This is a genomic window from Candidatus Phytoplasma phoenicium (assembly GCF_001189415.1).
In the GTDB taxonomy this organism is placed as follows: domain Bacteria; phylum Bacillota_I; class Bacilli_A; order Acholeplasmatales; family Acholeplasmataceae; genus Phytoplasma; species Phytoplasma phoenicium.
Genome location: NZ_JPSQ01000034.1, coordinates 1 through 11,013, shown reverse-complemented (window position 1 = coordinate 11,013; position 11,013 = coordinate 1). Strand labels below are relative to the sequence as shown.

Annotated in this window: 7 protein-coding genes; all 7 read right to left on the bottom strand. The window is 25.1% G+C overall.

From position 1 onward, the window contains the following. Positions 1 to 1,125: histidine--tRNA ligase (hisS, locus tag AlmWB_RS00955; protein ID WP_050337212.1), on the bottom strand; the 1,125-nt coding region annotated here is incomplete at its 3' end. Positions 1,126 to 1,129: 4 nt separating this feature from the next. After that, positions 1,130 to 3,358, bottom strand: a complete 2,229-nt coding sequence (locus AlmWB_RS00950) for a RelA/SpoT family protein (protein WP_050337210.1) — start codon at positions 3,356 to 3,358, stop codon at positions 1,130 to 1,132. Positions 3,359 to 3,438: 80 nt separating this feature from the next. Continuing rightward, on the bottom strand, positions 3,439 to 4,584 hold the full coding sequence (gene mnmA / locus AlmWB_RS00945) for a tRNA 2-thiouridine(34) synthase MnmA (RefSeq protein ID WP_275043468.1): 1,146 nt from the start codon (positions 4,582 to 4,584) through the stop codon (positions 3,439 to 3,441). 27 nt (positions 4,585 to 4,611) lie between these two features. Then, a complete protein-coding gene (locus AlmWB_RS00940; protein ID WP_050337207.1) occupies positions 4,612 to 6,360 on the bottom strand; it encodes a nitrilase-related carbon-nitrogen hydrolase in 1,749 nt (582 codons plus the stop codon). Positions 6,361 to 6,581: 221 nt separating this feature from the next. Further along, on the bottom strand, positions 6,582 to 7,289 hold the full coding sequence (locus AlmWB_RS00935) for a YitT family protein (RefSeq protein WP_192833067.1): 708 nt from the start codon (positions 7,287 to 7,289) through the stop codon (positions 6,582 to 6,584). 119 nt (positions 7,290 to 7,408) lie between these two features. Continuing rightward, on the bottom strand, positions 7,409 to 8,506 hold the full coding sequence (gene prfB / locus AlmWB_RS00930) for a peptide chain release factor 2 (RefSeq protein WP_050337204.1): 1,098 nt from the start codon (positions 8,504 to 8,506) through the stop codon (positions 7,409 to 7,411). A 91-nt stretch (positions 8,507 to 8,597) separates the two neighbouring features. Next, positions 8,598 to 11,009 carry a preprotein translocase subunit SecA gene (gene secA / locus AlmWB_RS00925; protein ID WP_050337214.1) on the bottom strand — a complete coding sequence of 804 codons (2,412 nt, stop codon included), beginning with the start codon at positions 11,007 to 11,009 and terminating at the stop codon, positions 8,598 to 8,600. Positions 11,010 to 11,013: the final 4 nt, after the last annotated feature.

Here is an 11,013-nt window from a genome sequence, read left to right as displayed (position 1 = left end):
TTTTAAATTTTTAAATAAATGATCAATCTCATAATTCATTTCGGTTTTGATTTGATTTTTTCTTAATTGTTGCAACAACAACAAAGATGTTGAAAAACATTTTGCATGAAGGACTAATATATAAACATCTATAGATGGTAAAGGGTTTAATTGGTCAAAAAAACTATTATCTTCTAAAGCAATAAGTAAACGTTCCATTCCTAAAGCAAATCCTATGCCTTGATTATTATTAAAACCACCACCTAAAATATTGACTAAATCGTTATAACAACCTCCTCCTCCTAAAACCAAATTCATAGTTTGATCTTTTAATAAAAAAGTAATTTCAAATACAAAATCTGTATAATAATCTAACCCTCTCACCAAATAAGGATCAATATTAAAATTGACTTTGTGAAGAGATAAAATATTTAAAATATATTCAAATTGTAATTTACTTTCGGTAGTTAAATAATCTAAAATTAAAGGAGCTTTTTTGATCACATCTTTTTGAGAACATTCTTTACAATCAAAAATTCTTAAAATATTTTGTTTCATACGTTTTAAACACAAAAGACATAAATGATGTTGGTTTTGTTGTAAATAAGAAGTAAAAACATCTAAAAATTGACGACGTGTTTTTAAATCTCCTAAATGATTAATTTGAATGATGGCTTTATTTAATTGTAACAAAGACAAAATATCTTGTATTAATAATAATATTTCTATTTTAGATAAATTATTACGAACATTCAGTAATTCTGCTCCTATTTGATGGAATTGACGATAACGGCCTTTTTGAGGTCTTTCATAACGAAAAAAAGGACCATAATAATAAAACTTAATTAGTTTGGACCAACGATCTAGTTTATTTTCTATATAACTACGAATTATAGGCGCAGTTCCTTCAGGCCTTAAAACTATGGTCTTTCCTTTTTTATCTTCAAAACGAAAAGTTTCTTTTAAAACCATATCAGAATATGGTGCAGAATGATAAAAAACATCACTATATTCTAAAATAGGCGTACGAATTTCTTGATAATTATAACTTTCAAACAAATTTTTAATTTTAGTTTCAATAATTTGCCATTTATAAATATCATTCAAAAGAAAATCCTTAGTGCCTTTAATTTTTTTGATATTCATTTGTTTAATTAAAACCTCTATAAATTTTATAAATATTTAATAACTTAGATAAATTTTCTATTAACATATTTATTTCTTGAATATTGTTTACTAAAACTTTTAAACAAATATTTATTTGAGTTAATTTTTGTGTTAAAATTTTTAAATTTAAAACATTAATCCCCATTGTTTTTGTTTTATTAGTGATATCTGCTAAAAGAGTAGCGTTATAATAACCGACTATAAAGATCAAAGAAGCATATTTCAGTTTATTATTAGGATACCAACGAGCAGGTACCATTTTATTCCAATCATAATTTTGGATATTAATACATTGATTTCTATGAATACTAATCCCTTTACCTTTTGAAATAAAACCTATAATTTTTTCATCAAAAACTGGTAAACAACAATTAGCTAATTTTAATTTAGTTTGTGTCAAACCTTCAATAAAAACTCCAATTGAATTTTCATGAACAATTTGCTTATATTTTTCGAGTGTTTTTTGTTCAGAATTCTTATTCTGAATCTGTTTATTATTAAAATGAATTATTTTTTTGACAACAATTTGACAATTAATTTTTTTACTCCCAATATATTCATAAAGTTCATTTAAATTTTGGATTTCTGATTGTGGAAAATAATTTTCAATGAAATGTGTTTTAACAACGAATTCAATTTTTTGTTGTTGCAATTCTTTATCCAATATTTTTTTACCCATTTGAATTAAATCAGATTTTTTTTTGGAATGTTGATTTAAATATTTTTTAATGATTTTTTTTGCATAACTAGTTCGAACATTTTTTAACCATTCTTTTTTAACATTAAACCAATTTTTGGTAGTTCTAATAGAGATAATATCTCCATTTTGTAATTGATAACTTAAAGGTGTGATTTTACAATTAACAATAGCAGCGTTCATCCGATAACCAATATCGGAATGAACACGAAAAGCAAAATCAATCGGAGTAGAACCTTTAGGTAATTCCAAAACTTCTCTTTTAGGAGTAAACACATATACATTTTCACTTAAAATATCGTTTTTAATAGCATTAACAAAATTGTGCGAATGAGTGAGAAAATTATTTTCAGTGACTTTAGTAAGTTTAATTAATTCTTTAAACCATCTTAATTTTTGCAAAATTTCTAGTTGTTTATGTTTTTTAGAATAAATTTTATTTTCTTTATAACTCCAATGTGAAGCAATTCCTTTTTCCGCGATGTCGTCCATTTCTTTCGTTCTAATTTGAATTTCGAAAATAGTGCCATCTTTGGATAAAACAGTGTTATGTAAAGATTGGTATAAATTAGCTTTAGGTACAGCTATATAATCCTTAAAACGATTAGGCAAAGGAGAATAATTAGCATGAATAATTCCTAAACATTGATAACATGCATCTATATTGTCAACAATAATACGAATCGCTAATAAATCAAAAATTTCTTCAAAAAAAACATTTCTTTGTTTTAATTTTTTGTAAGTGCTGTAAATATTCTTGCTACGTCCATTAATATGAAAATTTTGAATACCTGTTTTATAAAATAAACGTTCAATATTTTTAATAATAAAATCTATAGATTTTTCTTTTTCATTTGTTTTTTTTCGGATCAAATGAGCAATACGATAATATTCATGAGGGTTCGTATAACGGAGAGCTAAATCTTCTAATTGTGACTTAATTTGGAATAATCCTAACCGATGTGTTAAAGGTACATAAATAGCTAATGTCTCGTTGGAAATATTAATTTGTTTTTCTAAATGCATGATTTGTAAAGTTTGCATATTATGTAAACGATCAGCAATTTTAACTAACACCACCCTAATATCCATGGCCATTGCTAAAAACATTTTTTGTTGATTTTCTATTTGAGCTTGATTTTTATTAAAAACAATCTTATTTAATTTAGTTGTTTTTTCAACAATAGAAGCTACATCCTCACCCATATGTTGTTTTAATTCCTCAAAAGTTAAATCGGTATCTTCTAAAGAATCGTGCAAAAGCCCAGCCATAATAGTATGTGGTTCACTTTGTAATTCAGCTAAAATAATAGCAATATTTAAAGGATGAATAATAAAATCTTCGCCTGTAATTCTTTTTTGATTAGCATGTTTTTGTTTGGCTAAAATATAAGCTTGTTGAATTCTATCTAAAAAATTTGGGCAATCAATGTATTTATGAATTTTTTTCATTAATTCTTGATATAAAAATTCTTCTTGATTATATGGAATTTTTTTATTATTGTTTTCCACCATCAAATACTCAACACCTTTTAACTTCTTACATTAATACTTTTTAATCATAAAATGATTCTAAAAGAATTTAGAAAAAATATTTAAGTATATAACATTTTTTTATTTTGTAAATACACTTCTTGAATAACGCCTGCACCGAAACAAACATCATCTTTATAAAAAGCACAAATTTGTCCTGGAGTAACTAATTTAATTTTTTGTGGATATTCAACTTTCAAAGTATTACTTGTCAACCAGTGTAATATGACTTCTTGTTCAATTTGGCGGTAACGAAATTTAGCTTTCATTCTTATTTTACCATGATTTTGCAAAATATCTTTGTTTCTCCAGGATACATCTACAATTAAAGCAGCGTCACTATACAAATAATCACTATCATAACTTTGATCCACATAAAGAGTATTGGTTTGTAAATTTTTTCCCACTACAAACCAAGGCGCTTGATTCATTTTTGTTACTTTTAAATTGAGTCCTTTACGTTGACCAATAGTATATTTAACAACTCCTTCGTGTTCTTTCAATATATTACCTTGCATATCTTCAATATAACCTTTATTTTTTGGCAAATAATTGTTTAAAAAACTAAAAAATTTTCTTTCTCCAATAAAGCAAATCCCAGTGGAATCTTTTTTTTTAGCTGTAATGAATTTTTCTCTTAAAGCGATCTTTCGGACTGTTGTTTTTGTCATATCTCCTAAAGGAAACAAAACATTTTCTAGTTGTTGTTGTTTTAATTGTGATAAAAAATAAGTTTGATCTTTATTTTTATCAACAGCTTTCATTAAAATAGGTTTATTTTGATAATAACCAATTTTAGCATAATGACCCATCGCAATATAATCCGGTTTAAATTGTTGAGCATATTGGATAAAAGTAGAAAATTTAATACGATTATTACACAAAACATCAGGATTCGGAGTTAAATTTTGTTGTAATTTTTTTAAAAAAACAGAGAACACTTGTTCCCAATATTTTTCTGAAAAATCAACTTTATGACATTTAATATTTAATTGTTGTGCGACTTGTAAAGCATCTTGAAAATCTTGTTCTTGCGGACAAATATTTTCTTTTAAATAAGGATTTCCTTGAATATCATAATTCAAACTACTATCCCAATTACGCATAAAAACTCCTTCAACTTCATAACCTTGTGTTTTCAACAAAAAAGCTGCCACACTACTATCTACTCCACCAGATAAACCGATAATAACTTTTTTTTTCATAATTTTATTTATATTTCCTTTATGAATTTATTAATTCTTCATAAATATCGGTAATTTTAATTCTGTACGATATGAAAGGCTATAAGCAAAAATTTTAGGTCCAGATGAAATATATTGCCTCTTATTTTGTGCTTGATAAAAACGTTGCATATATGAAGAAACTAATTGCAAGCTTTTTGTTTTGGTTATATCAAAAGTTTGATGGATCAAAGAAGCAATTTTGTTTTGAGTAAAATTATTCGTTAAATGATGATATAAAATAAAATCTTCTATAATTATATTTTGGGTTAAAAATTCGGTTATTTTTTGCAAATAAATTTGTTTTATGGCTTGATTTAATGAAATTGTAGAATTGTCAAAATGAAATTTTATTAATTCGACCATAAAAGTATGTGAAATCCCTATATTAGTATTATAAACATAATCACTTGAATACCTTTGATAAGTTATTTGACCTAAAGCAATATCAGATAAATTATAACTCTCCAAAATCATTTTAGGCAATTGATTGCGAGCGTGTTCTTGTTTTATATGATTTTTTATCTTATCTTCTTGGATATAAACAATATTCATTTGATCCAAAAATTTTTTAAGTTGCGATAACAAAAGTTTATTTTGGAACATGTTAGTATTGATTACAATTAATAAACGAGATAAATATGTTGTATGTTCGCAACTTTGTATTAACACTAAAAGAGTTAAAAACACATCTAATTGATCAGTCATATGTAAAATAATTTTTATATTAACTTCTAATTGATTTATTTTACTTTTTAAAGATGAAACTTGAATAATATTAGCTAATTTTAATTCTTCTAATAAAGAAGAGTTAAAATTAATAAAAGGTTGAGTAGCAAAAGGTTTTTCAAAAATATAATCATTAGATTCTATTAATGTAAAAAAAGATTTAAAAAAATTAAATTTTTTACCTATTCTTTGATCGCTATACGTAGTATCAATTCTTCTTTGATACTTAATAGTATCTACAAAAACATCAACTACTAAACTCACATCTGAAGAAGATAAATTTTTTTCTCCAATAATTTCTCCTAAAACAGCAGCTATTTTATGATTTGAAAATAAAGTATCAGCATTTAATTCAGTAATGCCGCTACTAGTATAAAAATAACCACCTATTTGTTTACGTGAATGATCTAAAACAGCCATTTTACGTAATATAGTTTTGCCAGTATGTTCAGTAGAAGCAGATAAATTAAAAATAAGATGAGCGCCATTCAAAGTTAATAAATCGCTAGGCGATTCTATAGTCCATAAATCTTGACAAATTTCTACTCCAAACATTATATCAAATTGAGAATTAATAAATAAAATGTCCCCTATTGAAACTTTTTGTCCTAAAAAATCAATTATTTGTGTTGGTAGATGTTTACCAGATTGAAACCATCTTTTTTCACTAAATTCTTTATAATTAGGAATAGTTTTTTTAGGCACAATGCCTAAAATTTTATCTTTTTGAATAACTATAGCTACATTAAAAATAATTTCCTCTAATACAAAAGGCATCCCCAACAAATATACTCCAGGAAAACCATTATATTTCATAATAAACACAAGAGCCTCTAAAATTTCCTGATAAAAAGTTGTATCAAAGAATAAATCTCCTGCTGTATAATTACTCAAACATAATTCAGGAAATAAAACAAAACTAGCTTTACTTTGATTTAAAATTTGTAAAATACTCTGAGCATTTTTCATAGGATTGCCAACATATAAATTAGGACTAGCTAATTCTATTTTAATCGAACCATTGTGATACATAAGAAACCTTTCTAAATAAAAAAATAAAATAAAAATTTTCAAATATTTTAATAAATTATATATTTATCTAAATAAAAAATTTGTATAAAGAAATTCAAACCCATGTTTATGGGCTTTTTTATTTATTTTTTAAAATATTTTTTTATAAAAACAAAAAAATAATTTAAATTTTTAATTTATAGAATAATTATGCCAAAAAATTAATAAAAATTATTTAAATGTTATTTAACACTTTGAATTTCAGGAGCGATTTTTTCGATAATACAACTCATAATAAAAGAAGATAAATAAGAGCAAAAAAATCTAATAATAAATTGCATTAAATCATGATTCTTCGTAGCAATAATGATTGCTGTTAGCAATATTAAAACTCCATCAGTTATGAAAACAACCCAAATAAAATTTATACCATAAATATCTTTTAAAATTTTTTGAAAAATATCCATTCCACCAGTGGTATATTTATATTTACGAATATTTCCTAAAGCAATACCAAATAAGATACCACTTGCAATAGAAACAAAAATTAAATTAAAATAATCATTAGGACTGAGGTAACAGGTTACAATACTAATGTCGCCGAAAAGCCAACTTAAAAAAGAAACACTTAAACATAAGATGATACATAAAATACCAGTATGATAACAAAAATCTTTACCAAAAACCTTATATCCCGCTATTAAACTAATAATATTGTAAAATCCATATAAATATTCTACTCGGGGTATATAATCATTTGGCAGACCACAATTTTGTAAAATTTCTATGGTTAAGACAGTTAAACCGTCTAACCCTCCAGTCACTAATTGAAATCCAAAAGTAAAAAAATAAACTCCTAAAGATAAAAGTAATGTATAAAAAATCATCCAAAACCATTTAGTCAGCCAAATGTTGAAATAATAATGTTTATCTTTATTTAATTTTAACATAACTGTCATTTTCTTTACTTTACTCAATATATTTTTATCAACTAATAAATTAATTGTATATGACCAAAAATGTTTTTAATTTTAAAAAAAACCTATTGTTATCAAAATACACGTTATTTTTATTGATTTATGGATTGTATTAAAAAAGCATTAATTAAATCATCCAAATGACCATCCATTACTAAATTTATTTGAAATACTTCACAATTAGTACGGTGATCTTTCACCATTTGATAAGGATGAAAAATATAAGACCGAATTTGAGATCCCCAGCTAATATCTTTTTGACCTTTGGTAAAATTTTTTTGATTTTCTTTTTTACGATCTTCTTCTAATTGCCATAATTTAGTTTTTAAAATATGTAAAGCTTTTTCTCTATTTTTAATTTGACTTCTTTCGTTTTGACAATTAACAACTATATTCGTAGGTAAATGAGTAACTCTCACAGCAGAATCAGTCGTATTAACATGTTGGCCGCCTGCCCCGCTACTACGAAAAACATCAATTTTTAAATCTTCAATTTTTAAATCAATTATAATTTTCTCATTAATTTCTGGTAATACTTCGCAAGAAGCAAAAGAAGTATGTCGTTTAGCATTAGAATCAAAAGGAGAAACACGTATTAATCGGTGCACTCCCATTTCAGATTTTAGATAACCATAAGCATACAAACCTTCAATTGTAAAACTGATAGATTTTAATCCAGCTTCTTCTCCTTTTTGCATATACAAAATTTTCGATTTAAAATTTTTTTTTTGAGCATACTTTTGATACATACGAAATAACATTTCACACCAATCTTGTGATTCGGTACCACCAGCACCTGAATGTAAAGTTATAATAGCATTATTCGAATCATAAGGTTGATTTAATAAAATTTCGATTTCAAAATTTTTAATATTTTTTTGGATATTTTGTAATTCTTCAATTAACAAATTAAAATCAGAATGTTTTTCATCTGTAAATTCATTCATTGTAACTAAATCTTGAAATCTTTTTTGAAATTCATTAAACATATTAATGCGAGCTTGTATTTGATGCAATGTGCGCATAGTAGCAGTCATATTAGGATTTTCATTCCAAAAATCTGGTTTTTCCATTGATTTAGTTAATTGAGTAATTTTCTTATTTTGTTTTTTTAAATCAATTTTATGAGCTAAATTAGACAAAATTATTTTTAAATTTTCTAAAATTTTATTAAATTCATATTTTTCCATATTTTTGTATCCTTATGACAAAAAATAGACAATCATATTTTTATATATTGCCAATATTTTATTTGAGAGATAATATCTAAAAAAATTAATTTTAATTTAATATTTTGGTAAATTCTTCTTCCAAAAGAGATAATTTTAAAACCAAACGTGTAATATCAAAAGAGATATTGTCGATCATTTGATTAAAAAACTTTTGTCCTTCTTGCTGATAAGTAATTAAAGTATCTTTTTGACCATAACTAACAAAATTAATACTTTTGGTTAAAACATGCATATCTACAATATGACGTTTAAAATTTGTATCAATATTACGTAACATAATTAATTTTAAAATAATACTGTAATGATTTTTTTGGTTTTTGTTGAATTTTTGTTTTTGTTCTTCCTTAAGATGTTCGACTTTTTTTTCTATTAATTGTAATATTTCTTGTCGATTCATAATATTATTATTAATGTTTTTGAATTCTTTTATAACAAATGTTTTAGGAGGAAAGAATAAATTTTCTAAATAATAAATTAAATCATTAAAGTCTTTTTCTTCTTTTAAATGATTTTGATGTTTCATAAAAGTAATTATTTTAGCACGCAAAGTTTTAATCACTAGAGGAAAAACAATATCTTCGATTTTATCTGATGTTAAAATATCTTTTCTTTGTTGATAAATGATGTTTCTTTGAAAACCTAATACAGAATCAAATTGTAAAATAAATTTACGATAACTAAAATTTAAAGATTCGATTTTTTTTTGTAAATTAGTAATAAATTTTGTAAAAATTCTGGAAGAAGTAGGGTTATTATTATTTATTTGTGTTTTTTGCAATAACATAATTAATCTTTGAATTTGATTTCCGCCAAAACGTTTGACTAAATCATCTTCACCTGAAACAAAAAATCTTGAAAAACCAGGATCTCCTTGGCGACCTGCACGTCCTCTTAATTGATTGTCAATTCTTCTAGATTCATGCCTTTCTGTTCCTAAAACCACTAATCCACCTAACTCAACAACACCTTCGCCTAAACGAATATCTGTCCCACGACCTGCCATATTTGTAGCTATAGTAATAGAACCTTTATGACCCGCTTTAGCAATAATTTCGGATTCTTTGAAATGATTTTTAGCATTTAAAACAAAATGAGGAATTTTTTGTTTTTTTAATTTTTGAGAAATGTGTTCTGATGTTTCTACAGTTACTGTTCCAATTAAAACTGGTTGTTGTTTTTGATATCTATATTCAACTTCTTTCAATAAAGCTTCCCATTTTGCCTGCATAGTAGTAAATACAAAATCAGGTGCATCTTCTCTAATCATTAATTTATGAGTAGGAATTTCAATAACTTTGGTATTGTAAATACTAATAAATTCTTTTTCTTCAGTTTTGGCTGTTCCAGTCATACCAGATAATTTTTCATAAATACGAAAAAAATTTTGATAAGTAATTGTAGCGGAAATTTCAGTTTCTTCTTTAATACTACAACCTTCTTTAGCTTCTAAAGCTTGTTGTAAACCATCACTAAATTGACGACCTTGTAAAATTCTACCTGTAAATTTATCAATAATTAAAATTTGATTTTTATCTACTAAATAATCTTTATTTTTTTCCATAAGGAAACAAGCTTTTAAAGCGTTTTTAATAAAGTGAAGTAAGTGGCGATTATGATTACTATATAAATTTTTTATTTGAAAAAACTTTTCACCTTTTTTAATACCTTCTTCAGTTAATTCAATAGTTTTTGATTCTAAATCAATGATATAATTGTTTTCTTTTAAGATTTTAGCAAAACGATTAGCATCATGATAAAATTTTTTGCCTTTTTGAGCACGACTAGAAATAATTAAAGGAGTACGCGATTCATCAATTAAAATAGAATCAACTTCATCTATGATAGCATACTTATATTCTTTTTGCATTAAAACTTCATTAATATCTGTAGCCATATTATCTCTTAAATAATCAAAACCTAATTCGCTATTGGTAGAATAAAGAATGTCACAACTATAAGCTTGTTTTTTTTCTTGAAAATTCTTATCTTTAGTATTTAAACCAACTGATATGCCTAAAAAACGAAAAATATCTCCAATTTGTCCCTGAGCTTCGCGTTGCGCCAAATATTCATTCACAGTAACAATATGGACGCTTTTTTCGCTTAAAGCATTTAAGTAAGCAGGCAAAACAGAAGTTAAAGTTTTCCCTTCTCCCGTTTTCATTTCTATAATTTGTCCTTGATGTAAAACAATAGCTCCAAGTATTTGGACATGATAAGGAGTTAAACCAGTAATTCTTTTACACGCTTCACAAACTAAAGCAAAAGCTGGTACTAAAAGTTCATCTAAAGAAGTTCCGTTGCGATACATTTGTTTAAATTTTTCTGTTTCTGCAATAAATTGTTCATTTTTGAATTTCGAGTAAAAATCATTTAATTTTTCTATTTGTAAAGCCTTAGGTTTAATTTTTTTTAAATACTTATTTGAAGAATTGAAAAAATTTTTCCAAAAATTAAATATCATT